The sequence below is a fragment of the Blautia sp. HA9023 genome (genome assembly GCF_056504095.1).
On record NZ_JBWLUR010000004.1, the window covers coordinates 1 to 24,839 of the forward strand.

Below are 24,839 nucleotides of genomic sequence, written 5' to 3' on the forward strand. Positions count from 1 at the left end.
CACAAGCTTTTTGTCAATTATTTCAAAGAAAAATTAAAGGATAACAATACATAGTTTTGACAATGATATTTTGAAAAAATTTATAGGAATGCTCTATTATCAAATTGACATAGGAATATGGTAGCGTATAATTAGAATTGAATACACTGAAAAAATGGAGGAATTACATGAAAGCACATAAATATTGGTCAGTAGGAGCATTGATCACAATGCTTGGGACTTTTTACACTGGATATAAAAAGCAAAAATCAAGTCACAAATACTTTGCTTTAAGTTCTATGTTATGTATGGTAATGGCGATATATACAGGTCATAAAATGATTACCGGGAATAGGAAGAAAAAGGCGAATAAAGAGAAAGATACAGAAAGGGAGGGATAAATAATGTTGGAAGTAGGGGTTAAGGCACCGGATTTTGAGTTGCCAGATCAAAATGGGAAAATACATAGATTATCGGATTATACAGGAAAAAAAGTGATTTTATATTTCTATCCCAAGGATAATACAGCGGGATGCACGAAACAGGCATGTGGGTTTTCTGAGCGATACCCTCAGTTTACCGAAAAAGGAGCAGTTATTCTTGGAGTCAGTAAGGATTCTGTATCCTCTCATAAGAGATTTGAGGAAAAATATGGATTGACATTTACACTTTTAGCAGATCCAGAGCGGAAAGTTATTGAAGCATATGATGTATGGAAAGAAAAGAAAAATTATGGCAAAGTCTCTATGGGAGTAGTAAGAACCACATATCTTATTGATGAACAGGGGATTATTATAAAGGCAAATGATAAAGTCAAGGCTGCAGATGATCCTGAAAATATGCTCAAGGAATTAGATTAATGAAAATAATATTATCCCCTGCTAAAAAGATGATTACAGATACTGACAGCATAGCGCCGGATGGATTGCCTGAATTTATTGAAAAGACGACAGAGATACAAAGTTGGTTGAAAAGTAAGTCAAAAGAAGAACTGAAGACTATCTGGAAATGTAATGACAAAATTACAGAACAGAACTTCAATAGATTGGAAAACATGGATCTTTATCATTTACTTACCCCAGCTGTCTTATCATATGAAGGAATTGCTTTTCAATATATGGCTCCATCCGTGTTTGAGGACAGTCAGTTCGAGTATGTACAAAATCATTTGAGAATAATATCTGCATTTTATGGTGTGCTAAAACCAAGGGATGGTGTGACACCTTATCGTTTGGAAATGCAGGCGAAGGTTGGAATAGGAGAAACAAAAAATCTGTATGAGTACTGGGGAGATTTATTATACCGCTCAGTGATTGATAACAGCAGGATTATAATCAATCTGGCATCGAAAGAATACTCTAAGTGCATAGAAAAATATCTGACACGACAGGATAGATACATTACGATTATATTTTGTGAGTTATCAGGAGATAAACTGGTGACAAAAGGTACATATGCTAAGATGGCCCGTGGTGAAATGGTTAGGTTCATGGCTGAAAACAGAATTGAAAATCCTGAGGATATTAAGAAATTTGATAGACTAGGCTATTCATTCCGCTCTGATTTATCATCAGATGCAGAATATGTTTTTGAACGGAAAAAATGATGATTGAATGATTATTTTAAATAAAAGGTAATCAGTAATATTGATTATTATAATAATAGAAGGAGGAACAAACTAATGAAATATGTATGTGACGTTTGCGGATGGGAATATGATGAAGAGGAAGGTTATCCTGAAGGTGGTATTGCACCAGGAACAAAGTGGGAGGACGTTCCAGAAGATTTTGAATGCCCATTATGTAATGTTGGAAAAGATCAGTTTTCAGAAGTTGAATAAAATTCTGATTATTTAAATACGGATAGATAAACAAAAACCCTGGTGCGTGTGAGCAACAGGGTTTTTTATTGCGATCGTTTGTGATGATATCACAGAAAATGATTTACCTTTTGCTTATAATGTAACTACAAACAAAGTAAGGAGGTAGTCTAAATGAGATTAAAAGATAAAGTTGCAATCATTACGGGTGGAAGCCGTGGTATAGGATTTGCTACAGCTGATAAATTCTTGAAGGAAGGTGCTTCAGTTGTGTTGGCAGCAAGTTCACAGGAATCGGCAGATGTTGCTGTAGATAAATTAAAAGAAAAATATCCCAATGCAATAGTTGCTGGAATTAGTCCAAATCTGGCAAGCATGGAGTCTGTCAGAAAGGCTTTTAAAGAGGCAACTGAAAAATATGGATGTGTCGACATACTGGTAAATAATGCAGGGATTTCAGAAAACACCTCATTTATGGATTATACAGAGGAGACTTTTGATAAAGTCATGGATCTAAATGTAAAAGGAGTATTTAATACTACTCGTGTAGCAGCAGAATGTATGGTGGCAAGAGGCAAGGGGGTCATTCTCTCAACTTCTTCCATGGTGAGTATTTCGGGACAGCCAAGTGGGTTTGCTTATCCGGCATCGAAGTTTGCAGTAAACGGATTGACTGTATCATTAGCAAGAGAACTAGGACCTAAAGGTATTCGTGTTAATGCTGTTGCACCTGGGATTACAGAAACTGATATGATGAAGGCCGTGCCAAAGGAAGTTATCGAACCTATGATTGAAAGAATTCCATTGCGTCGTCTTGGACAGCCAGAAGATATTGCCAATGCGTTTGTGTTTCTTGCTTCAGATGAGGCGAGTTACATTACAGGTGTTATATTAAGTGTAGATGGTATGGCAAGAAGTTAAGTTAATGAGGTATGGTGATGTAATCACGGAAAATAAATGAAATTAAGACTATAATAACTCTACAAAAAGATAAGGAGGACTGTAAAATGTCTGCTATTAATATCAATAAAAATAATTTTCAGAACGAAGTACTGAATTCCGATAAACCCGTTCTTTTAGATTTTTGGGCATCTTGGTGTGCGCCTTGCCGTATGGTAGTACCTATTGTAGAGGAGATTGCAAGTGAGCGTAGAGATATTAAAGTTGGAAAGATTAATGTAGATGAAGAGCCTGAACTGGCAAATAAGTTCAGTATTATGAGCATTCCAACTTTAGTGGTTATGAAGAATGGGAAGATTGTACAGCAGGTTTCAGGGGCGAGACCTAAGAATGCGATTTTAGAAATGCTTTAGGGGGGTGCTAATGGGATTTTTTGATCTCTTTAAACAGTCGAATATTAATCAAGGCATAGAAGAATATAAAAGGACTGATGATGCAGTTCTGCTGGATGTACGTACACCGCAGGAATATCAGGAAGGACATATACCAGAAAGTAAAAATGTGCCGTTGCAGCAACTTGACAATATTGCTTTTGTAGCGAAGAATAAGGATATCCCACTGTTTGTATACTGTTATTCCGGTTCACGAAGCCGCCAGGCAACTGGGATACTGCAACGAATGGGATATTCTAAAGTAAATAATATCGGTGGCATTGCAGCTTACTCAGGAAAGGTGGAAAAATAAGATGAAGGTAATAATTGTAGGAGGTGTAGCCGGAGGAGCTACAGCCGCAGCAAGAATACGCAGACTGAATGAACATGCTGAAATTACTGTGTTTGAAAGATCCGGATACATATCCTATGCAAATTGTGGACTTCCATATTATATTGGAGACGTGATCACAGACCCGGAAGAACTTACACTACAGACACCAGAGAGTTTTTTTAAACGCTTCCGTATTAACATGAAAATTCATCATGAAGTTATCTCCATACATCCGGAACGTAAAACGGTTTCAGTGAAAAATTTAGAGAATGGTGAGATATTTGAAGAAAAATATGATAAGCTGATCCTCTCTCCAGGTGCAAAGCCAACACAGCCGAGACTTCCCGGAGTAGGTATTGATAAACTTTTTACACTTCGTACTGTAGAAGACACTTTTCGGATAAAGGAATATATAAATAAGAATCATCCAAAATCGGCTGTATTGGCAGGTGGCGGTTTTATTGGTCTGGAACTGGCAGAAAATTTGAGGGAGCTTGGCATGGATGTTACGATTGTCCAGAGGCCTAAGCAGCTGATGAACCCTTTTGACCCGGATATGGCATCCATGATCCATAATGAAATGAGAAAGCATGGGATAAAACTGGTACTGGGCTATACAGTAGAAGGATTTAAAGAAAAAGACAACGGAGTGGAGGTCCTGTTGAAAGATAATCCATCCCTTCAGGCTGATATGGTAGTTCTGGCAATCGGAGTCACACCAGACACAGTATTAGCAAAAGAAGCCGGTCTGGAACTTGGCATCAAGGAAAGTATTGTAGTGAATGACAGAATGGAAACCTCTGTACCGGATATTTATGCTGCAGGTGATGCAGTTCAGGTAAAACATTATGTTACGGGTAATGATGCGCTGATTTCTTTGGCAGGACCAGCCAATAAACAGGGCAGAATCATTGCTGATAATATTTGTGGCGGTGATAGTCGTTACCTGGGCAGTCAGGGAAGCTCCGTTATCAAAGTATTTGATATGACAGCAGCTACTACAGGTATCAATGAAACCAATGCCAAAAAGTCAGGGTTAGATGTAGATACAGTAATTCTTTCTCCTATGAGTCATGCCGGTTACTATCCTGGTGGAAAAGTGATGACCATGAAGGTGGTTTTTGAAAAAGAGACTTATCGTTTGCTTGGTGCTCAGATTATTGGATATGAAGGTGTTGATAAACGTATTGATGTGCTGGCAACAGCAATTCATGCAGGACTGAAGGCAACCCAGTTGAAAGATTTGGATCTCGCATATGCACCGCCATATTCCTCTGCAAAGGATCCTGTAAATATGGCCGGATTCATGATAGACAATATAGCAAAAGGAACCTTAAAACAATGGCATTTGGAAGATATGGATAAGATTTCTAAAGATAAAAATGCTGTGTTGCTGGATGTGAGAACAGTAGGTGAATTTAGCAGGGGCCATATTAATGGATTTAAAAACATTCCTGTAGATGAACTGAGGGAACGTATCAATGAAGTTGAGAAGGGAAAGCCTGTTTACCTGATATGCCAGAGTGGGCTACGCAGTTATATTGCAAGCCGTATTTTGGAAGGAAATGGATATGAAACATACAACTTTTCAGGTGGATTCCGCTTTTATGATGCAGTGGCTAATGACCATGCACTGATTGAAAGATCATATGCATGTGGTATGGATTATTAGAAATAAATAAAATATTTTTATAGTTTGATTGTAGTATAAAAAGATCCCCCATTTATTAGAATGACTTTCATAATTCTGATAAATGGAGGATTCTTTAGAGAAAAAAACGTTTTATGATCTTTGTAGTGTTTCCAGTCTTTTCGAATCAAGGATTGTTATTTTGCCGCGAGAGAGTCTGACGAGTCCTTCGCCTTGAAAGTATCGAAGCATTCGAGTAATAACTTCCCTGTGGGAACCAAGATGGTTTGCGATAGTTTCGTGAGTGATTTTCAGTTCATTTGTTCCTTCAATGGATGTTTCTTCTAAAAGAAATGAAGCAACACGCTTATCCAAACTCTTCCACATAATCTGTTCAATCAGCCACATGACATCAGAAAAACGGGTAGCCATTAACTCATTGGTATAGTTTGCGACAGGAGCAGATTCTTTCATGATGCCCTTATAGATTTCAGCAGGGATGATCCAAAGATCCGTATCTTTTTCTGCTTCAATGGTTACTTCAAATTGAATAGACCGCATGATACATGAGGCGGATAAAAGACACATATCCATATCGAACAGACGGTAAAGTGTAATCTCCCGTCCTTCATCTGAAAGTATGTAAGTTCGAAGCTGCCCGGATTTAACCAGTAATAATCCAGTACAGTCCAGGTTTCCATTGTGAATGATCGTTCCTTTTTTTACATCCCGTGTGATTAAATTGTCTGAAATTAGTTTTTTCTGTGCTGTATTTAAGTCATTCCATAGTGGAAAACAATTTTCGAAGTTCATAACCGTTATCTCCTTTACGAACATAGTATACTTGCTTTTTTTAGATGCGTCAATTATATAACTGGCATATGCCATAAATAGAAATAAAAAGAAGTGTAATAAAGTAAATTATCTTTTCTGTGATATCATCACGGAAGCAAGCACTTATTTGGGGTATATTAAGTTCAAATAGGAGAAGGAGTTGAAAAATATGACATCTATAAATATAAATAAAGAAAAGTTTGGACAATTAATTCATAAGGAAAAACCGGTTTTGGTTGATTTCTGGGCACCTTGGTGTGGTTATTGCCGTAGAATTGGAGCAGCTTATGAAAAAATAAGTGAAGAATACAGCGATATTCTTGTTGCTGGAAAAGTAAATATTGATGAAGAACCACAGATTGCAGAAGCTGAAAAGATTGAGGTGATTCCTACGCTGGTTTTATATCGAAATGGAAAGGCAATAGATTCTATTGTTGCACCTGAATCAAAAATAATGATAGAGAATTTTATTAATGAAGCATTGGAAAAATAAAAGGAGGACTGCTGTATGAATGAAAATCATGTTTACGATATGATTATCGTGGGGGGAGGACCTGGAGGGTATACTTCAGCATTATACGCAGCCAGAGCAGGATTTGATACCATTGTTTTAGAAAAATTATCTGCAGGTGGTCAGATGTCATTGACCTGGCAGATTGATAACTATCCTGGTTTTGAAAATGGAATTGACGGATTTTCATTGGCAGAGAAAATGCAAAAACAGGCGGAAAAATTTGGCGCTAAAAGTGAATATGCTGAAGTTTTTAATATGGATTTAACAGGAAAGCTTAAGAGAGTAGAAACTAGTTCGGGAATTTATATTGGGAAAACAGTAGTGATTGCTACTGGAGCAAATCCAAGAGAACTTGGTCTCGCTAAAGAAAAAGAATTGATAGGTCATGGGGTTGCTTATTGTGCCTCCTGTGATGGTATGTTTTATAAAGATAAGATCGTGGTGGTTGTTGGTGGTGGAAATTCTGCTGTATCAGATGCTGTTCTTTTAAGTCGAATTGCTAAGAAAGTCATCATTGTTCATCGAAGAGATACATTACGTGCAACGAAAATCTACCATGACCAGCTGATGAAAACTGAAAATATAGAGTTTCGATGGAACAATACAGTAAATGAACTGATTTATGGAGAACGATTGACTGGTGTGCGGTTGAAAGATACAGTTACAGGAGAAGAAAACATTATAGAATGTGACGGCGTGTTTGTGAGTATAGGAAGAAAACCGACAACAGATTTTTTAGATAATCAGATAGAACTGGATAATAAAGGATATATTGTGGCAGGTGAAAACACTGAAACGAGTATTCCGGGTGTTTATGCTGTAGGAGATGTCAGAACAAAGTTACTTCGTCAGATAGTAACAGCAGTGGCAGATGGTGCTATGGCAGTACATATGGCAGAAGAGTATGTGGAGAAATAATAATCAGAATTTGAATGGTGAACTTTTCATACTAAAATATGTACAATTTCAATAATGACATGAACTTATGGGAATGTATTGCGGATACTTTGTGAACTTTATCCTGATACAATGATTATGCTGATGAAAGAAGGCATCGCCTGGAGATGAAGGCGAAAGCTGAAATAGAAGATACCAAAAATCTATATGACTATTGGGGTGAAAGATTATATCGCTCAGTGCTTGATGACAGCAGGATTATCATTAATCTTCTCAGAAGTATAATAAATAACAATGAAAAGGAAGGATGTCAAGTATGTGATATAACGGATGACCTTCTTTTTTTACAGAATAAAAAATGCACAAATTGTAGGGAGATGAATACTATGAGAGGTCTTAGCCGAAAATTATATCTTGATCTTTCTGTTCCAACCGAAGAGGATCAGCGTTCAGACCAGCAGCGCATTCTGGAAGCTTTATCCGCGGAGGGCGTGAAAGAGGAGGTTCATATTCCGGTTCGCATGTTGAGACAACTATATCCATTACTTGATCGTGCAGGTTGGAAAATAACCGTTTCGCTTTCCTGGAATGGAGAAAAATGGGAGCTGGTTGATATAGAAAGCGGAGATACAGCCAGACAGCATTATGGGCTGGCTGTGGATCTTGGAAGTACAACGGTAGTGGTGAGACTTTTAGATTGTAATAGTGGTGAGATATTGGGAGAAGAGAGCTGCTTTAATAAACAGATTCAGTGGGGAACCGATATTTTATCACGTATTTTTTTCTGCAAAGATGACAGGAAAAAACTGGAAGAGATACGGCTTGCTACAGTTGAGTCTATTATAGAGTGCATGGATAAGCTGGATGTAAAGCATCCGGTGTCACGAAAATGTCTGTCTATGGTAGTAGCAGGCAATACCACCATGATCCACTTTCTTTTGGGAATAGATGCTTTCTGTGTCTTTTATACGCCACATGCTGTTCATGCAGACCGTCCGGGATTCCAGCCGGCAAAAGATCTGGACATTCCGCTGAATGGTTATGTATATTGTTATCCGGCGAAGTCTAATTATCTGGGTGGTGACATCATCAGTGGAATGATTGAAACGGAATTATATAAAAAGGATGGAATCAGTGTTTTCTTTGACATTGGAACCAACGGTGAACTTGTGATAGGAAATAAAGATTTTCTTCTTTGCGGCGCCGGTGCGGCGGGGCCTGCATTGGAAGGCGGTGTAGTACATACCGGGATGAGGGCAGATGCCGGAGCAGTGGACAGCGTGAGGATAAGAGGTGGAAAAATCCATGTTCATGTAATTGGTAACTCTTCAGGAAAAATTAGCCCTAAGGGTATCTGCGGTTCCGGTATTGTCGATCTGATTGCGGAACTTTTTTTAGAAGGATGGATAGATATTCGTGGTAAGTTTTCTCCTGAAAAAACGAATCTTATTCAGAAACGAGAAGGTCAGCTTTGCATAGAATATGCTCCGGGTCTGTATTTTTATCAGAAAGATATCGACGAATTTATTCTTACCAAAGCCGCAGCACATATAATGGTTGAGATCATGCTCCGGGAATCTGGACTTGAACTGAATCAGGCAGATCGATTTTATGTAGCCGGCTCTTTTGGAAAATATGTATCTGTGGAATCAGCCATTACCATTGGGATGTATCCTGACATGGAACGGGAGAAGATGATCAATGCTGGAAATTCTTCGCTGGAAGGAGCACAGAAGCTTTTGCTGAACAAAGAACTTCTTGCAGATATTGATCAGATACTGGAAGAAATGACTTATATACAATTTGCGGAAGTGGATGATTTTCTGGAACAGATGGTAGCTGCCCAGGCCTTACCTCACACAGATTATAAAAAATATCCAACGGTCATGGAAAAATTAAAGAAAAGACAAAACATATGCTTTTATTGATCCGAGGCTGAGAAATCTGTCATGGTAAGCATATTCCAGATTTCTCAGAAAACAGAACAAAGGAGGAGACAAGATCAAAAATGAAATTTGATGTGCTGGGGTTATTAGCAGCCTGCTCATATGCATTGGACTGTGTAGAGGCAGAGCTGATTAAAGTAACAAACAATCATTCTAAACGTGTGGCATATATGGCGGTTTGTACTGCTGAAAAAAATGGGTATACAGGGTCAAAGTCTGCAGGATCTGGCAGAGTGTGCATTGCTGCACGACAATGCAGTGGCACAATATATTCAGGAAGAGCTTCAAAATGACGCTTTACGTAACGGGGTGACGAAGCTGGGAAGGCATTGTACCATAGGAGAAAAAATTCTGAAAAATATACCGTTTCATAATGATGTATCTAATGTCATACTGTACCCCCCCCCATGAAAACGCTGATGGAAGTGAACCTTTTGGAAAACAATGGAATGAAGTACCGTTTTTTGCAAGGATTATCCATATGTGTGATACGATAGATATATTTTGCCGATCTATGAAATCAGATTCGGATGAGTGGAAAAGAACAGAAGAATTTGTAATAAAGTCAAAAGATAAATTGTTTGATTCCTTCTGCGTGGAAGTTTTTTTTAATGCTTTTTCAGATGAAAAAATTCATATGATTGATAATGAAACCCTGGATACGATGTTGTGGAAGAAAGTACCCAGAATAAAGCTGGAACTTAATTTTGCACAGATTAAAGCTATTGCAGATCTTTTTGCCCATATTGTGGACTATAAATCACCCTTTACAAGTAACCACTCAATGGGTGTTGCGGAAGGTGCGGAAAAAATATCAAGGTTCATGGGATTTGATAAGGATATCTGTCAGAAAATGTATATTGCCGGAGCTTTACATGACATAGGAAAGGTCGCAATCGGGAATGAGATTCTGGAAAAACCAGAAAAATTAACCGATGAAGAATTTAAAACGATGAAACATCATGCAGTATTATGACTGCCAGAATGGAAAGCCAGAAATAATCCATTCGGATTTCTTCATATTTTTGATGCTCTCCCCTAATAATAAAATATAGAGTACTTAAAACAAGTTCATTTAAACCATTTTACCATGTTTTGTACTTAAAATGTACTTGTATTATGAACTTATTTTGTACTTATCAAATGGAGAGGAATCCTTCAATTTTATAATCAGTCTTGTAACTCATTTTTAATGTGTATGCAACAGCATATAGAACACTGATTGCTTGTTGATATGCTCCGCCTTCTTCATTTGGATTGCCTTTTTCTCTAACTGCAATATAATTTGCCTTAGGTACATTTACAATCTCTGGTTTGTTCTTCGGCATATAGAATTCTTTATACTCTTTTTTAAAATCAAAAGCCATAATAACCTCCAAAATTCCGATTTTCTCAATTCTCCAAACTTGAATTTATCAGTATCTCTTTTTGCATGTTTTGGGTATCGTTGCTTCATAACTCATATCAAGCAACATTTTGATTTTGTCATCTGATACGCTGCACATCCAGTGCAACAGTAATCCAGCTATCCTTGCTCATGTGATACGCCGGGAAGAAGCCGGGTTCCTCTCGTAGTGTGCCAATCAGAATTGGGTCACATTTGAAATCGACTACTTCCAGCATTTCTTCGCCTTGCAGCCCCAGCTTGTTCTTTGGTACATCCATAATCAGAGCAAACCACTTCCGATTATTACAATGCCGGAACACCTCATAATTCGGATATTTGAGCCACGGATAATCTGTCTCGGCGTTATATGTCTGATTCTAATTCTGCGCGTTTCATAACCTCACCTCTACAACTTCTAGCTTTCTGCATGTTACTATATAGTTTTGATTACCTGTTCTTCTGCATTTTGGCCGAGGGATTATCTCTTCGTTGAAAAAATAATTGACCACGATAGGCGGATCGTTGAAAGGGCGTTTGATGGAATCATCATCCTGGACATACAGTAGCCCTTCCTCTTGGCAAAACTGCCGCATCTGCGCATCCAGCATTGACCAGTAGCTGCGTTCTTTTTTATTGTAAATGGTATCGTACAGCGGCAGCAGGTCTGGATGTTTTTCCGTTATATAGTCAAAAATCGTTTTCTTATAACCGCCCCGCAAGTTTAGGTTTTCCAGCCAGACCAAATTACATTGATTCTTCGCCCGGTGGATGATGGAGGGCAGGTCGGTGAGGCCGGGGAAAATCGGCGAGATAAAGCAGGTGGTGCGCACACCAGCATCATGGAATGCTTTCATAGCGGCCAGCCGCCGCTCAATGCTCACTGCATTGTCCATATCAGCGCGAAAATCTTCGTCCAGTGTGTTTGATCGACCAGGATACCCGCGCATTGGGGAATGTTTTAATGAGGTCAAGGTCACGCAGCACCAGGTCAGACTTGGTAGCAATACTGAGGCTACATTCACTGCCCTGCATCTGCTCCAAAATGGCGCGGGTGCGGCAGGCGGTTTCCTCCAGCGGCTGATATGGGTCGGTCACGTAACAGAGAAACAGTTCTTTCCCTGCATACCGCTCCGGGTGTTTGATTTCCGGCCAAAATTTAACGTCTATGAACTCTCCCCAGGGCTCCGGGTGATTGGTAAAACGCTTCATAAAAGATGCGTAGCAATATTTGCAGCCGTGGCCACAGCCCACATAAGGATTGACCGAATAATAATCACTCACAGGCAAATTGGATTTTGTGAGGACGCTTTTTACTTCAACGTTTCAGATGATTGGCTCCATTGTATGTATGCTCCTTTGATTTTGCTTATTTTTCACGGGACAGTTTCATCATATCCTTCATATCGGCAAAACCGATTGTTTGATACAGCGGCCTGCCTTTGTCTGAGGTTTCAAGATATATTTTTGAAATATGCCGCTGACGAGCCTGCTCTACAAGCCACCTGACGATTCTGTTCCCTATGCCGTGTCCGCGAAACTGCGGCCGGGTATAAATGTTCATCAGGTAGGCACATTTCCCGTTTAGATTGTCCGGTGAGGGCATCTCATGATAGAGGCATATCCCGCCGCAGCCGACGATTTCCTCCCCTACGTAGGCAAAGCAGGCAATATGTCCGCCCTGCGGCAGTTCTGTTTGATAGTAGCGGCGATTTTCCGATTCCAGCTCTGTTACAGACCGCTCCGAGGGGATGGAGAATACCTCATGCAAGACTTCCATTCGCCATTGCATCAATACATTCAGGTCCTGGATCGTGGCCTGCCGGATCTGAATCTCCATTATAATGCCCCCGCTTTCATTACCACCGGCAGTTTCGACACATCCGGCTTACCGTTGACATTCAAAGGAATCTGCTTCATCTTCACAAAGAACTCTGGGATCATAAAGGAAGTCAGATTTTCAGACAGTTCTTTTTTTACTTCCGAGACTTTCAGCTTATTGTCGGAAGGCACCACATAGGCGGTCATATAGGACAGTCCATCCTCGTCTGTAAAAGCCCGGACAATAGCCTGCTGCACATCCTTGCACCGATAGAGCCGGGACTCCACCTCGGCAAGTTCCACCCGCTTGCCGTAAATCATGATCTGGTCGTCCTTGCGGTGCAGGAATGCAATGTTGCCATCCGGCAGGATATAGCCCAAATCGCCGCTGCGGTACATGGTGCTACCGTCCGGCTGCCGCTCAAAAGCGCTGTTTTCCTCGGCATGGTCGCCAATGTAGCCCAGAGATACACCGCCGCCATAAATGCAAATCTCACCCGTCTGCCCTTTGGCAACCTCGTTGCCAGACTGATCCAGAATCCTGATCTGCGCACCTAGTACAGGATGACCGATGGGATAGGTACCGTCCTCCAGCACAGTTCCACTATTACAACGGTAATAGGAGGCGCAGACCGTTGTCTCGGAGGGGCCGTAGGTGTTGTAAACCTCTGCTTTGTTCAGCAGGTGATCCACATAAACGCCCCGCAACACATCGCCGCCGCTGATAAGCAGCCGCAGAGAGGACGGAATGACAGACAGGTGGTTCATTTCTGCCAGCAGATACGGAAAGCCGCTGATCATAGTCACATGGTGACGTTCCACAAAAGCCATCAACGCATGGATGTCGGCCTTATCCTCGTCAGCGGGGATGGCCAGAGCGGCACCATTCAGCAGACTGGTGAACACTTCCTCCACAAAGATGTCAAAAGAACAGACGGAATATTGCAGCATGACATCACCGGGGCCGGGATGGAACTCGTTGGCAAAGGCACGGACATAATGGCAAACATTGCGGTTGGTGACACAGACACCTTTGGGCCGCCCGGTGGTACCTGACGTATACAGCACATAGGCGGGGCGTTCCGGGTCTTCGATGGCGTTGCGCTTCCAGGAGGGCGTCTCCACGCCGCAGATCTCACAATCTGTATAGCGGATGGGGAAACTGCTCAGTTTGGGCGCAAAGGCGTGTTCCGTCAGCACAAAATCCACCTGTGCCTCGGTCATCATGTCATGGATGCGCCCGGTGGGAAAATCCGGCTCGGCTGGGACATATCGGCCGCCGCATTTGAGTACCGCCAGAATCGAGGCAATCATCTCGGTTCGGTGACGCATGACGATGCCGATGCTGTGTACTTCCTGCGGAAAGCTGCACGTGATCATATCTACCATGTTGGACAGCTCTCCAAAAGTCATGGCGCGGTCGTTTTCAATGATAGCCGGGGCATTTTCATGTTCTTTAACTACTTTCTGAAAAAGCGAATAAATCGTATCCATCGTTTTATCTCCTTGTCGGTTTATCTATTTAATATCCAGTGAATGCCAGCCGCTGTGCGCTTGTTGCACGCCTGATAGTGGCTGCCACTGTTCAGTACGAAGGTGGTTTCGATGCCTTTCCCGTGGCACAGTGTTTCTATCTCCTGCGTATTCTGCTGCACAACGTTCAAAATCGGATTATCGGTGGAGCTCTCCTTGTCTCCGAGAGAAAAATACAGACAGTCAGGTTTGCGCTTCATCTCATGGGAGCACACATATTCCATGATGCCCTCAAACCAGAAGGAACCTGACATACTCGCTGCGCGGGCAAACACATCCGTTTGGTAGAGAGCGTAGAGGGCGAACAGCCCAGCCAGCGAGTAACCGGCGAGGCCCCGCCAGGCGGGCGCACCGGGAAGGAGCGCTTCCGCTTCCGGCATAATTTCATCCAGAAGCAGTTTCAGGTAATCATCCGCACCCCCGGTGCAGGGCGTATCGTGTTTAGAGATCGGCCCCATATACCACGGTGTCATGTCATGATCCCATTTCAGCTCACTGACCGCCACCAGACAGAAATCTGGGCAGCCGAGCGCCATCAGGTTTTTATACACACTGTTAACGGCATTGGAAAAGGTGTTGAGATAGATAACTGGGCTGCCCGGCTTTGCGCTTGGGTATATGTCCACTCTTTTTTGTTCTATGGTTAAAGAAGTCACTTTGTTGCCTCCTCTCTTGACGATTCATTGTATAAATATTGTACGGTATCCGAAAACGAAAGCAAGTACGCAGAAAGTTCGTACATAGTATCAAACTACTGACCAAGGCTATAAACAGGAGGAATCAAGATGGATCATATCATGACATATGAGGAATATCTGCGCGATGTCAAGAAGGGAATCGTCACCGATCTGGGCAACAGCCCGGTCACGCCGCTGCTTCTGATGCTTCAGGGAAAGTGGAAAACACAGATTCTCTATGAGCTGTGCATCCATGATACGGCCCGCTTCGGCACCTTAAAAAAGGAACTTCCGGGCATCACCAATACCATGCTGACCAACTCCCTGCGGGAACTGGAACGGGACGGTTTCATCAACCGGGTACAGTTCAATGAAATCCCGCCTCATGTAGAGTATTCGTTCACCGAGCGGGGCCGTGACCTGATGCCGATTTTTTATCAGATCATGCTTTGGGGGTTCAAACACGAAAAAGACAATGGTCGAAGTTTTCCATTGCTTTTAGGGATATATACCCTAATTGATGGCTGTGGTTTGTATGATTTTCTTTTCAATCTTTCTACCAAGTCATCTATGTTTTGTTCCAGATTCCTCTCGTATTCTCTCTTCGTAATCTCATCCATACCAACTGCCTTACTTCCGTCTAATTCTTTGTGACATTGCAGAAGCATTTCTTTATTGATTAGATGATACAACGATGTGAAACTTGGTCTCGGCGAACTTGCCGATATTTCTGCTATTCTTTCCAATTTTGTTTCCATCAATACCTCCGTCCCTGAGTACGGTTGATGTGTCCTCAGAAAGACCATTATTATGTAGCTCCCTTCCCTCCATTGGCATTACCCAACTTCTTCAGTACTATGAAGCTATCCGACTGCCTGCTGTTCTTTTGGCATTCTCCCTTTTGCAGTTGTTTGCCATACTTGCAATGACAAGAAACAACAGGCTCTCCCCAGTTGACTGAATAGTCACAATGTAAAACATAAAGTGCTCTTTGACCCCGCAGAAGCAAACCATTTCTTACCATGACGATTTGGTTTGTGTTGCTTTCCGCTGGAATTAAAACGTCAGCCTTCTAGATATCAAAATTTCGAGGCTCAATCACACTCTCTATTTTCTCGCTGTCTACGCTTAGCAACTACCATTACTGGCAGTCACCCAGGACTCGCTACTGGCGGTTGGTTAGACCTTACCAGACAGGCATTCCACCTGCTAGACTACTCGCCCTTGTCTGGGCGCACAATTCCGATTTGTTAAATTCATATCCGCATTATAGCATAAAAATAACGACACTGTATATCACTTTCGTAACATACAATGCCGTTACTTTTATTTTCTTCGATACACCAAACAAAACATATTCCTGTATACGATAATATCATATACAGAGTTCGACTTGTTCAGCTTTAGTGGGGAAAATGTAAAGTAAACTCCGCCTTTTGGCATAGGAATTGTTTTGTTAAATTAAATAATGAAAAAGAAAATAGTCATTTTGATAGAACATATTAACTATAAATAATCAGAATTTGAATAGTGAACTTTTTACACTGAAATATGTACGATTCTAATAATGACATGAACTTATGGGAACGTATTGCGGATACTTTGTGAACTTTATCCTGATACAATGATTATGCTGATGAAAGAAGGCATCCCTTGGAATATCAATCTCCATATCTCCGTAACTGGTATGTAACGTTTTCTGGGAATGTCCATTCCTGGAATTATCGGTTTCTTTATTTCGATAATCATATTTGGAATATCCCAGTTCTTCATCCAGTTCCTGATCAATGGCGCCTTCCAAAATGATAGACATCATATCCCGCATAATGGAATTAACATCTGTTCCATGAGATGGAATTTTCTATAAGGACACAGGAATCTGGCAGTTCTTAGTGTTACCAAATCCTTCTGTCGTACAGGCTTCATAAAAGGAACTAATATGCGACACTATTGCAATCGAGGTAATATTGACATAGAATTCCATGTATTATAGAATGGTATCTGTAAAAAGAAGGCATGAAGAAAGCAGCTTTAAACGGGCTGCTTTTTTTGTGTCTTCTTTTGTCTTTCTTGAGTACCGGAGGAAAAGGAGTTTTCTGGATGGAGCAGAGAAGACAAAAATAAATAAGAACAGGAGGAAGTATATGGAGGATACCAAAAAAACAGTTTTGGCGGGAAATGGGGAAAAAGATGTTCCGCGTGCAGTCTACGATGGTGTTTTGACAATCGATGTAGACGCGCAGGTTGAAAGCATGGAGGAACAGGAAGAAGCCAGATGGCATCAGCTTTTGAATGCACATCGTACCAGAAAGATCCTGACGGGCCAGCTTGGGGGCATTGAAAAACTGGAGAGCGGATGGATGGTTGCTGTTACATACTTTAATGGTTTTCGGATCATTATCCCAATGAATGAAATGATGATCAACCTTCAGGGAGACGGGCGTGAAAACGCGGATACCTTAAACCGTCAGGTCCGTATTGCTAACAACATGCTCGGCTGTGATATTGATTTCATCATCAAAGATCTGGATAACAAGAGCCGGAGTGTTGTAGCATCCAGAAAAGATGCAATGCTTAAAAAGAGGCAGACTTTTTACCTTGGGGAAGATACAGAAAAACCAATGCTCTATGAAGGCAGGATCGTAGAAGCAAGGGTGATCGCGGTAGCTCCCAAAGCAGTCCGCCTGGAAGTCTTTGGTGTAGAAGTATCTGTCCGGGCCAGAGATATGGCATGGGAGTGGATGGTAGATGCCGGAGAAAAATTCCAGGTAGGCGATCTGGTGCTGGTCATGGTCAATAAGGTGGAAGCAAGCTCTGTTGACCAGATCATTATAGAAGTGGATGCAAAGAGTCCGACAGCCAATATCAATAAAGATAACCTCCGGAAATGCCATAAACAGGGAAAATATACAGGGATTATTACGGAAGCTCATAAGGGAACCTATTTTATCCGCCTTGATATCGGAGTCAATGCCGTGGCACATTCCTGCAATATGTCCGCACTTCCGGGAAAGAAAGATAAGATCGGATTTGTGGTGACCCGCATCAACGACAACTATGAAGTGGCAGAAGGCATTATCACAAGGCTTATCAAAAGAGCTTCCTGAAAATGTTTTTATGATTTTCAAAGAATTCTGTTGACACAGAAAAAGGGAATTCTTTAATATCGGAGAAAAAGATGGAAAGGAGTGACGTCAGATGGCAAAAAAGAAGAAAAAACAGATGAGGGAAACCTTGTACTGTCCATATTGCAAAAGACCCGGGGTACTTAGGCCGGCAGCCTATGTCTATGGGGATAACAACCTGGATCCGGAGAAATACCTGTATGTATGCAGCGGCTATCCTTCCTGTGATTCATACATTGGGGCACACAAAAAAAGTATGCGTCCCATGGGAACCATGGCTGACAGCAATCTGCGTAATAAGCGGATCGAAGCACACAGAGCTTTGGATGCAATCTGGAAAAATGGTTATATGACCAAACACAGCACATATATCTGGCTTCAGAACCGTTTGAATCTCCGGGAAAAGGACACACATATCGGGAAATTTTCTTATTACCTGTGTGAACAGACCATCCGGGAATGTACAGACTATATAAAAAGCCGAGAGGAAAAAAAGAAATCCCCGGATAAAATAAGCGTGGCATGACGGAAAGGATGGATGCCCTTGAGACTACAGGCGACAGAAGATGATGTATATCATCTGATGGACCTTAAAGAACAGTATTTTATTATGACAGCAATATGCAGTGTGGCAGAGGGAATCAGCGCATACTTTTTCATATACCAGAAAAGATGCTGGGATCTTGCATATTTGTGTACTGCACTGGCGCTTGCGATAATCCTGCTTCTTCGTCAGGCCATAAAAATCAGCCGGAGGATCATGGAGGCAGAAAACTGTTATATGGCACTTGAAGAGGACAGCCAGGCAGTCTGCCAGCCGGAAAAAAACGGAAAATATGAGTCCTGCAGGATCTTTTACGATGAGATGGATAAGATCGTAGAAGGAACCAGACGGGGAGTTCCGGAATTTTATATCGTGATCCGAAAAGAAGGGAAAGAACAGAAAAGCTTTTTCCTTTTGGATGAAGAAGAACAGGAACGGGATGTTTTCTGTGTACGATCCTTTGGCTTTGACAATCAGGGATTCATGGAGTTTTATCGGAAACTCAGGTGGATCGTACCGGGAAGAACAAGGATTATCGGGACCAAAACACAGGAAGTATGGAAACTGCGGCGGCCGAATATCGGAATCTGTACGGCAGCAGGCATGCTTTTGGGGTATGTACTTCCAAAACTCCTGGAAATGATGATGTATGGGTAACAAGTTATGAAAGAAAACAGATCAGAAGCAGAGATTAGAAAGAGTGAAAATGACAAGGAGGAAATGTCATGAGATGGTATACAGCAATCGGAATGAAAAAAAGAATGATGCAGATGGAAGGTTTTGTGTCTGGGTAGATGGGGAAGAAAAAGTACTTACAGAAATGGAAACTATTTTGTGGGCTGCGCTCACCTGGTCTTTCTGTGAAGAGGATAAGGTCCACTCCCAGATGCATCGTCTTCTTGTATTTAGCCTTGGAGAAAAACAGGCACAGGAATGGGCGGACAAAGAGGATTTTCAGTTTTGCCTGAACCGTCTGGTAAAGCGGGGCCTGGTTGTGCTGACAGAAGGATGTACCAGAGAGGAAGCTGTATACAGCATTATCAGACGGTCAGTCATGGCTCCCATGGCCTTTTCACGGACAGAACGCATGAAGCATTTTATGGAAGCCCTTTCCATGGGAAAAGGACTGAAGTTTTCACTGAGGGCTTTTAAAAAGCCGCTGCTTACAGAAGAGGAATACCAGATACTTTCCAATCTTCAGAGAGAAGGGGATGTTTCCTGCCACCTGAAATGTTTAAAAGAAGAGGCAAAAAGCAGGGAACCCAATTTAGCAGATTCCCTCCAGGAACACATCCAACGGGAATTTATAAGCCGTGTAGCGCAGCTTTACTATAAGAAACAGCTTGTGATCGACAACATAAGAAGGGAGGACTGCCTTGAAGCAAACGGAACATCCGTATTGGCACAGGCTGTATAGATGCTTGGAAGATTTTGGAACACGTTATCAGAATATACCGGATTTTTTTAAGGACAGGATCCAGCGATATGGTATCCTGTCTCTTTTTATCCTGCTTTTCGGATCATTTATGGGAACATGGATGAAAGACAAAACTTTTATTTTCTGGTCTTTCCTGCTTGGGATTATCGGGTTTATAAGAACATATCTTATTTTCCGCACCGCGGATAAAAAGACCTATGAAATCGTGGAAGGGCTGGTAACCGGGATAGACGGGAAAAATCCCTTTGCAAGATTACGGAAGATCCGGGTAAGTGATCCGGCCGGACGGCAGAGTGAACTTTTGCTGGATAAAAACGTAAAAGTTTTGGAGGGAAAACGTTACCGGTTTTATTTTGGCATAAATGAAAAGAAGCTGGTAGGAATCCGCCGGGTGGATGCAGCACTCAATAACGGGACTTTTTTGGGAAACGAAGAAATATAAGAGGAAGAGATCCATTTTATAGCAGGGAGGGGAGCACCAGGCATGGTTCGATTCCATGCTGCCCTGTTTCCGCAAAAGACTATTGCGGGAAATACAGCAAAGGAGAGAAAGATATGTCAGAAACACTACAGGGAACCGTGAAATGGTTCAGCGCACAGAAAGGATACGGTTTTATCACCGGTGAAGACGGGATTGATTATTTCGCCCACTTTTCGGAGATCCAGATGGATGGATACCGGAAATTAAGCGGTGGCCAGCCGGTCCTTTTTGAAGCAGGGACGGATGCCAACGGGCGAAGCCTTGCCAAAAATATTTCCCCGGCGGATCCAAACGCTGAGTAAGACGTTTTCATAGTGCATGTACAGATTACCTATTCCCCTCAGATACATGCATTTATGCAGACGGATGAAAAGACAGGCGGTATCATGCCGCCTGTCACAACATGTAACAGAATAATAAAGATAGCTCACACAATAACACAATATATAGTTAAAAATAATTGACAACCACAAAATGTTGTGGTAGTCTTTAAATGAAAAATAATTTAACAGTCTATAAAAGACTGTGGTTATTCTTTAGTTCCGGACATTCCGGAAGAAACACTTTGGGGCGGTCTTGCCCTTAATGAGAAAAAATGGATATGCAAAATATAAGGAAGATGCAAGAAGGAAAGAAGATTCTTTTTGTGTCTTTTTTTATTGCATAAAAAGCAGAAAGGAGGAGCACGAATGAAACTGTCAGTTAAGGAAACTGCAAAAAGAAATACCTTAAGAACATCAAAAAAAGAAAACACATTGTAAAATCAGGAGGGTCGATTATGGAGACAATTAAATGGGAAAACGCAAATGCACTGGAAATTGGAATGCTTATGGAGATGGCAGAAGACGGCTATGTATTTTGCATCGAAGATGGAAAGATACAGGCTGTTGAAGTCCGGATTTTCAGCTAGCGTGGAAAGGCGGACATTATGTATTATAAAGATGACTTTTATAAGGAGTTCCGGACAGAAAAGGAACTGTGCGAGTATCTGGAAGAGATAGACAGCCGGGCAGAATGGATCCGGATCACCAGTAAGAAATTAAAGGTGGCAGCTGCAGGAGAGGAAACCTGTACAGAGGTTCCGGGCATTTCCCTGGAAGCACTGGAAAAAGATACCTTATCTCATTCCAGGCTGGTTCTTATCCTGCCCGAGAGGATCTGTTATATAGGAAATTCAGCAATCAAATCGTTGAAAGGACGGGCCAGGATTGATGGCAAAGCCCTGGCAGATGTCGATAAGAAAACACTGGCAGAGATCTTGAATAAATGCCTGAAGGTTGCAAGAGGAAGAGCACTGATCCGTTTCTGTGAAGGAAAAATAAGGGCAGTCCTGTCCGGTGATGAAAAAGATTATGCCATCATATCCATGCCGGATATGTACATGGTTACCTCGGCATATATCCATGGAGATTATGAGAAGGCAACGTTTTTAAACGGCTATGCAGATCATTATTCTGTTACGGCGTCCTGGCAGCTGGAAGATACGAAACTTACAGATGTTTATAAGGAACTGATGCAGAATTATGGAAGAAAGACCGATAAGGACATAAAAGCAGTTGTACGGATCACTACGTCAGACGTTGGTGTGTCCGGAGCGAATATTTTTTATTCGCTGCAGGAGCCGACAAGAAATGTAATCCTTGGCAATGCCCTGAAGGTTACGCACAAAAACTGTAAAGGAATGGAAGATTTCACGGAAAACATAGAGTCGATCTTCGATTACTACCGGGAAGTCTTAAAAGGGGTCATGCGGCTGTGTGATATCTGGATCGAGCATCCGGCAAATGCCATGGCAGGGATCATGAAGCAGGCGGGATTTGGAAAAAAACTGCTTGCAGAAACCGTGGAGCAGTTTAAGGCTACTACCGGGGATGAGCCATGCAGCGCATACGAGATCTACTGCGGGATCTGTGAATCCATTACCATTGCAAGGCAGGAAAAGACGAATGAGAGAGGACTTTTAGCTCTGGAAGAAAAAATTGCCGGCTGTGTGTCAAAACGCTGGCATGAATATGATATTCCTGGCACTGTAAAATACTAACAGGATTTAAAAGAATGGAGACAGCATGGACTGTCTTTTTTTGATGGGAGGAAAACATGAAGGTTACGAATGGAAAAGATGTGGCAAGGCTGCTGGTAGATGAATACTTGAACTGCCATCCCACCGGACACAAAAAATTTATGGAGTCCATGGCAAAAGAGCAGCAGGAAATAAAAGACAATTACACTTATCTTGGGTTTGCCTGGCTAAAAGGTCTTTCAGAGGTCAGATATTACGACCTTCGAAACGAAGCATCGAAACTGATGGCCGATGATCTGTGCCTGCATGTAAAGGAACAGCCAGAAAGGGTGCGCCTGGTGTATGAAGGTGCAGAGGAAATGGAGATCAATCCTTCAGATGAAGAGCAGATGGCAAAAATGTTTACCTGCTACCTGCTTGCAGGAAGTATGGACGGATATGGGGAATTTGTGGATTATGCCCTTGATACCCACCGGACACTGCAGCAGAACCTGACACGATTTTTTGTGGAATGGTTTGCAAAAGCAGAAAAAGGCTCTGCATTTTTAAAACAGGCAAAGATGGTGTATTCCAGGTATTCCCTGCCATATATCTAAATTACGGAGGTATGTGATGGATAGAAAACTTCCGGACTGGTTAAAAGAGAGCAGGGAGGCAGAAAAACTGATCGCATGGCTGAAATCGCCGGATTGTGAAGTAAAAGAATTTTCCGGACAGCTGTTTATAAAGGCAAGATATGGAAACTGTTTCTTTTTCTTTGATTGTTTAAAGGAAAACAGAAAAACAGACCGGAACTGGTGTGCCGTGATCCACATGCCGGAGTATTCCCTTTATGAAGCAGAAGATATTTTTCTGAAACCGATCGGGATACCGGATGATTTTGGTTTTCCTGTGCGTGAGGATCTGATCCCGAAACTGGAAACACAGATAAGCCGCATTGGAAAGAAACTTATCCGGGAACAATGGGATGAACTTTTGTTAAAAGGCGGGTATGCAGCTGCACAGATGATCCCGGAGATCAGCAGGGTTTATATCCAGCTAAATGCAGACCGTTTTATTAAAAAAGGAAAGCGGCCGGAGGATCTGATCTATCAGCCGCAGTTTCATTTTGCGGATATGAAGTGGGAATTTTCTGACTGGATGTTTCTGGAATATTTAAGCAACCCACAGCGGGCAGCAGAGCTTTTCGCCCAGAAGTGGCTGCTTGAAAAACTTCCGGAGATCTCAAAAAAGAAGATCTGTATCGGATGTATCCGGGAGGAAATGGAAGAAATGTTAAAAAAGACTGGGACAGGGCCGGAGGCAAGCCTTCCGCGTTCTGCTTAGTATAAAAAATGAAAAAATCAGGAGGAAACGAATAATATGGGTAAATACAATTACATGAATCTGAACCAGAAGATGATCAGGATTAGAAAAAAGGTGCCGAAGCTGATCCGCAAACGGTACAGTGAGGACGTTACTTATGATTTTGTAAAACTGGATGATATCTATGAATGCCTGACACCGGCCCTTAATAAATACGGGGTCGATTTTGACATCTTAAGTGAAAGGCCGACACAGATGGACGAACAGGGCAATTCCGTGTTTTTAAAGGAAATGGGAGCGCTCTGGAGATATGAGGCTGACCTGGAGCTGTGCTGGACCAATGCAGACCGTCCGGGAGACAAGGTACGGAGCTTTTTGCATGTCATTGGGACCAATGAAGCACCGGATAAAGCAAAAGGTGCGGCATGGACGTATGGCCTGAAGTATTATTTCTTAAATAAATTCAACATCATGCAGGCATCTGGAATAGACGATCCGGACATGCGTGGGACGGAAAAAGAAGAAATGCCGAAGCAGGAAGCTTCCGTAAAACCGGAAAAACCGAAAAAGAAACAGGAAAAGGCAGAAAGAAAAGAAACTGCAGCAAAGCCGGAGCAAACGGAACCGGTCAGGGAAAAGAAAACGGACCGTAAAAAACTGCGTGATGGAAATGCCATATCAGAAGGTACTGTAAAAGTGGAATATGCAGTGACGGATACAGAAGAAAACCTTCCTGGACAGATGACTTTTGGAATGGAAGAAAGTGAAAGCGGACTGGAAGAATTTTCCGATGAAGAAACCAAAGCGGAAGATCCGGTTCAGACCGAGGAAATCTCCGTAGATGAGGAAATTACTGCCGAGACGGATGCAGACGGTTTCCGTGCAGTAGAAGAAACGGATGAAGTTCCATTTGATGAAGATGATGAGATTTCTTTTGATGCAGAAGAAGAAACACCAGAAGAGACTGCTGAGGAAGTGTTGGAGGATATGGCTCACGAAGAGGATGCAGAGGATGAAGTGAAATGGGCAGAAAAGGTTATCTGCAATTTTGGTGTCTATGCCGGAACCCCTCTTGGGGAAATGATGCAGGATGCCAGAGGTTACCAGACGATCAAATGGCTGGTACAGCGTTACAAAGGCCAGAATCAGGAAATACAGAAAGCTGCGAAGATTCTTTTGGATCATGAAAAGGAAATGCAAAAAGCAGCCTGAAAACAGAGAAATAGT

General features: G+C 42.0%; 29 protein-coding genes and 4 pseudogenes. 25 read left to right on the top strand and 8 right to left on the bottom strand.

The window, feature by feature from the left end:
- Positions 1–167 precede the first annotated feature (167 nt).
- From AC04Q6_RS03665 to AC04Q6_RS03700, 8 genes are all read left to right on the top strand, one after another.
- A complete protein-coding gene (locus AC04Q6_RS03665) occupies positions 168–380 on the top strand; it encodes a DUF6219 family protein (protein ID WP_005421604.1) in 213 nt (70 codons plus the stop codon).
- Between the two features lie 3 nt (positions 381–383).
- Entirely contained in the window at positions 384–839 is a 456-nt protein-coding gene (bcp, locus tag AC04Q6_RS03670) for a thioredoxin-dependent thiol peroxidase (RefSeq protein ID WP_005421605.1), read from the top strand.
- A complete protein-coding gene (yaaA, locus tag AC04Q6_RS03675; RefSeq protein WP_118069882.1) occupies positions 839–1,585 on the top strand; it encodes a peroxide stress protein YaaA in 747 nt (248 codons plus the stop codon). Before bcp ends, yaaA begins: the two co-directional genes overlap by 1 nt.
- 75 nt (positions 1,586–1,660) lie before the next feature.
- Positions 1,661–1,819, top strand: coding sequence for a rubredoxin (locus AC04Q6_RS03680; protein WP_005339874.1), 159 nt, complete (start codon positions 1,661–1,663; stop codon positions 1,817–1,819).
- 153 nt (positions 1,820–1,972) lie between these two features.
- Complete coding sequence (locus AC04Q6_RS03685; RefSeq protein ID WP_005421611.1) at positions 1,973–2,719, top strand: SDR family NAD(P)-dependent oxidoreductase; 747 nt, start codon at positions 1,973–1,975, stop codon at positions 2,717–2,719.
- An 86-nt stretch (positions 2,720–2,805) separates the two neighbouring features.
- The gene (gene trxA / locus AC04Q6_RS03690; RefSeq protein ID WP_005421612.1) at positions 2,806–3,111 is read left to right on the top strand and encodes a thioredoxin; all 306 of its coding nucleotides are present in this window, start codon (positions 2,806–2,808) and stop codon (positions 3,109–3,111) included.
- Positions 3,112–3,121: 10 nt separating this feature from the next.
- Positions 3,122–3,442, top strand: coding sequence for a rhodanese-like domain-containing protein (locus AC04Q6_RS03695; protein ID WP_118069884.1), 321 nt, complete (start codon positions 3,122–3,124; stop codon positions 3,440–3,442).
- 1 nt (position 3,443) lies between these two features.
- Positions 3,444–5,135 (top strand): FAD-dependent oxidoreductase, encoded by a 1,692-nt coding sequence (locus tag AC04Q6_RS03700; RefSeq protein WP_118069886.1) that lies wholly within the window; start codon positions 3,444–3,446, stop codon positions 5,133–5,135.
- 111 nt (positions 5,136–5,246) lie between these two features.
- Here AC04Q6_RS03700 and AC04Q6_RS03705 read toward each other — a convergent pair whose 3' ends face one another.
- On the bottom strand, positions 5,247–5,930 hold the full coding sequence (locus AC04Q6_RS03705; protein ID WP_106492460.1) for a Crp/Fnr family transcriptional regulator: 684 nt from the start codon (positions 5,928–5,930) through the stop codon (positions 5,247–5,249).
- A gap of 166 nt (positions 5,931–6,096) precedes the next feature.
- On the opposite strand from AC04Q6_RS03705, the gene AC04Q6_RS03710 reads away from it, so the two are divergent.
- The 5 genes from AC04Q6_RS03710 to AC04Q6_RS03730 all read left to right on the top strand — a co-directional run bounded on the left by AC04Q6_RS03710 (position 6,097) and on the right by AC04Q6_RS03730 (position 10,260).
- Complete coding sequence (locus AC04Q6_RS03710; RefSeq protein ID WP_015524989.1) at positions 6,097–6,420, top strand: thioredoxin family protein; 324 nt, start codon at positions 6,097–6,099, stop codon at positions 6,418–6,420.
- Positions 6,421–6,435: 15 nt separating this feature from the next.
- Positions 6,436–7,359, top strand: a complete 924-nt coding sequence (gene trxB, locus AC04Q6_RS03715; protein ID WP_118069888.1) for a thioredoxin-disulfide reductase — start codon at positions 6,436–6,438, stop codon at positions 7,357–7,359.
- A gap of 365 nt (positions 7,360–7,724) precedes the next feature.
- Entirely contained in the window at positions 7,725–9,266 is a 1,542-nt protein-coding gene (locus AC04Q6_RS03720; protein ID WP_106492201.1) for an ASKHA domain-containing protein, read from the top strand.
- 80 nt (positions 9,267–9,346) lie between these two features.
- Positions 9,347–9,577, top strand: coding sequence for a hypothetical protein (locus AC04Q6_RS03725; protein ID WP_242997124.1), 231 nt, complete (start codon positions 9,347–9,349; stop codon positions 9,575–9,577).
- A gap of 92 nt (positions 9,578–9,669) precedes the next feature.
- On the top strand, positions 9,670–10,260 hold the full coding sequence (locus AC04Q6_RS03730; RefSeq protein ID WP_476389529.1) for an HD domain-containing phosphohydrolase: 591 nt from the start codon (positions 9,670–9,672) through the stop codon (positions 10,258–10,260).
- Positions 10,261–10,435: 175 nt separating this feature from the next.
- Here AC04Q6_RS03730 and AC04Q6_RS03735 read toward each other — a convergent pair.
- The 6 genes and pseudogenes from AC04Q6_RS03735 to AC04Q6_RS03760 form a co-directional block, all read right to left on the bottom strand.
- A pseudogene (locus AC04Q6_RS03735) lies at positions 10,436–10,651 on the bottom strand (GyrI-like domain-containing protein); the annotation flags it as partial.
- A gap of 118 nt (positions 10,652–10,769) precedes the next feature.
- Positions 10,770–11,027, bottom strand: a pseudogene (locus AC04Q6_RS03740) (MmcQ/YjbR family DNA-binding protein); the annotation flags it as partial.
- Between the two features lie 36 nt (positions 11,028–11,063).
- A pseudogene (locus tag AC04Q6_RS03745) lies at positions 11,064–11,958 on the bottom strand (radical SAM protein).
- 79 nt (positions 11,959–12,037) lie between these two features.
- A complete protein-coding gene (locus AC04Q6_RS03750) occupies positions 12,038–12,508 on the bottom strand; it encodes a GNAT family N-acetyltransferase (protein ID WP_008707691.1) in 471 nt (156 codons plus the stop codon).
- A complete protein-coding gene (locus AC04Q6_RS03755; protein WP_118069890.1) occupies positions 12,508–13,983 on the bottom strand; it encodes an amino acid adenylation domain-containing protein in 1,476 nt (491 codons plus the stop codon). The genes AC04Q6_RS03750 and AC04Q6_RS03755 overlap by 1 nt, the downstream gene beginning before the upstream one ends.
- A gap of 20 nt (positions 13,984–14,003) precedes the next feature.
- Complete coding sequence (locus AC04Q6_RS03760) at positions 14,004–14,678, bottom strand: alpha/beta hydrolase (protein ID WP_055058584.1); 675 nt, start codon at positions 14,676–14,678, stop codon at positions 14,004–14,006.
- Positions 14,679–14,807: 129 nt separating this feature from the next.
- Between AC04Q6_RS03760 and AC04Q6_RS03765 the strand changes: the two genes are divergently transcribed.
- The gene (locus AC04Q6_RS03765; RefSeq protein ID WP_118069893.1) at positions 14,808–15,353 is read left to right on the top strand and encodes a winged helix-turn-helix transcriptional regulator; all 546 of its coding nucleotides are present in this window, start codon (positions 14,808–14,810) and stop codon (positions 15,351–15,353) included.
- A gap of 994 nt (positions 15,354–16,347) precedes the next feature.
- Here the strand turns inward: AC04Q6_RS03765 and AC04Q6_RS03770 are convergent.
- A pseudogene (locus AC04Q6_RS03770) lies at positions 16,348–16,557 on the bottom strand (transposase); the annotation flags it as partial.
- A gap of 286 nt (positions 16,558–16,843) precedes the next feature.
- Here AC04Q6_RS03770 and AC04Q6_RS03775 point away from each other — a divergent pair.
- The 11 genes from AC04Q6_RS03775 (at position 16,844) to AC04Q6_RS03825 (ending at position 24,824) form a co-directional block, all read left to right on the top strand.
- A complete protein-coding gene (locus AC04Q6_RS03775; protein WP_476389530.1) occupies positions 16,844–17,806 on the top strand; it encodes a S1 RNA-binding domain-containing protein in 963 nt (320 codons plus the stop codon).
- A gap of 91 nt (positions 17,807–17,897) precedes the next feature.
- On the top strand, positions 17,898–18,350 hold the full coding sequence (locus AC04Q6_RS03780; RefSeq protein ID WP_055066318.1) for a zinc-finger-containing protein: 453 nt from the start codon (positions 17,898–17,900) through the stop codon (positions 18,348–18,350).
- A gap of 18 nt (positions 18,351–18,368) precedes the next feature.
- Entirely contained in the window at positions 18,369–19,025 is a 657-nt protein-coding gene (locus AC04Q6_RS03785) for a hypothetical protein (protein ID WP_118069895.1), read from the top strand.
- A gap of 73 nt (positions 19,026–19,098) precedes the next feature.
- Positions 19,099–19,785 carry a hypothetical protein gene (locus AC04Q6_RS03790; protein ID WP_476389531.1) on the top strand — a complete coding sequence of 229 codons (687 nt, stop codon included), beginning with the start codon at positions 19,099–19,101 and terminating at the stop codon, positions 19,783–19,785.
- A 4-nt stretch (positions 19,786–19,789) separates the two neighbouring features.
- Entirely contained in the window at positions 19,790–20,248 is a 459-nt protein-coding gene (locus AC04Q6_RS03795) for a hypothetical protein (protein ID WP_110103104.1), read from the top strand.
- A gap of 113 nt (positions 20,249–20,361) precedes the next feature.
- Positions 20,362–20,589 carry a cold-shock protein gene (locus tag AC04Q6_RS03800; protein WP_005423033.1) on the top strand — a complete coding sequence of 76 codons (228 nt, stop codon included), beginning with the start codon at positions 20,362–20,364 and terminating at the stop codon, positions 20,587–20,589.
- Positions 20,590–21,065: 476 nt separating this feature from the next.
- A complete protein-coding gene (locus AC04Q6_RS03805; protein WP_005423021.1) occupies positions 21,066–21,197 on the top strand; it encodes a hypothetical protein in 132 nt (43 codons plus the stop codon).
- 18 nt (positions 21,198–21,215) lie between these two features.
- A complete protein-coding gene (locus tag AC04Q6_RS03810) occupies positions 21,216–22,328 on the top strand; it encodes a hypothetical protein (protein ID WP_118031066.1) in 1,113 nt (370 codons plus the stop codon).
- A gap of 56 nt (positions 22,329–22,384) precedes the next feature.
- A complete protein-coding gene (locus AC04Q6_RS03815) occupies positions 22,385–22,903 on the top strand; it encodes a hypothetical protein (protein ID WP_110103106.1) in 519 nt (172 codons plus the stop codon).
- Positions 22,904–22,919: 16 nt separating this feature from the next.
- Positions 22,920–23,633, top strand: coding sequence for a hypothetical protein (locus AC04Q6_RS03820; protein ID WP_119248216.1), 714 nt, complete (start codon positions 22,920–22,922; stop codon positions 23,631–23,633).
- Between the two features lie 36 nt (positions 23,634–23,669).
- A complete protein-coding gene (locus AC04Q6_RS03825; protein WP_119248217.1) occupies positions 23,670–24,824 on the top strand; it encodes an ERF family protein in 1,155 nt (384 codons plus the stop codon).
- Positions 24,825–24,839 lie beyond the last annotated feature (15 nt).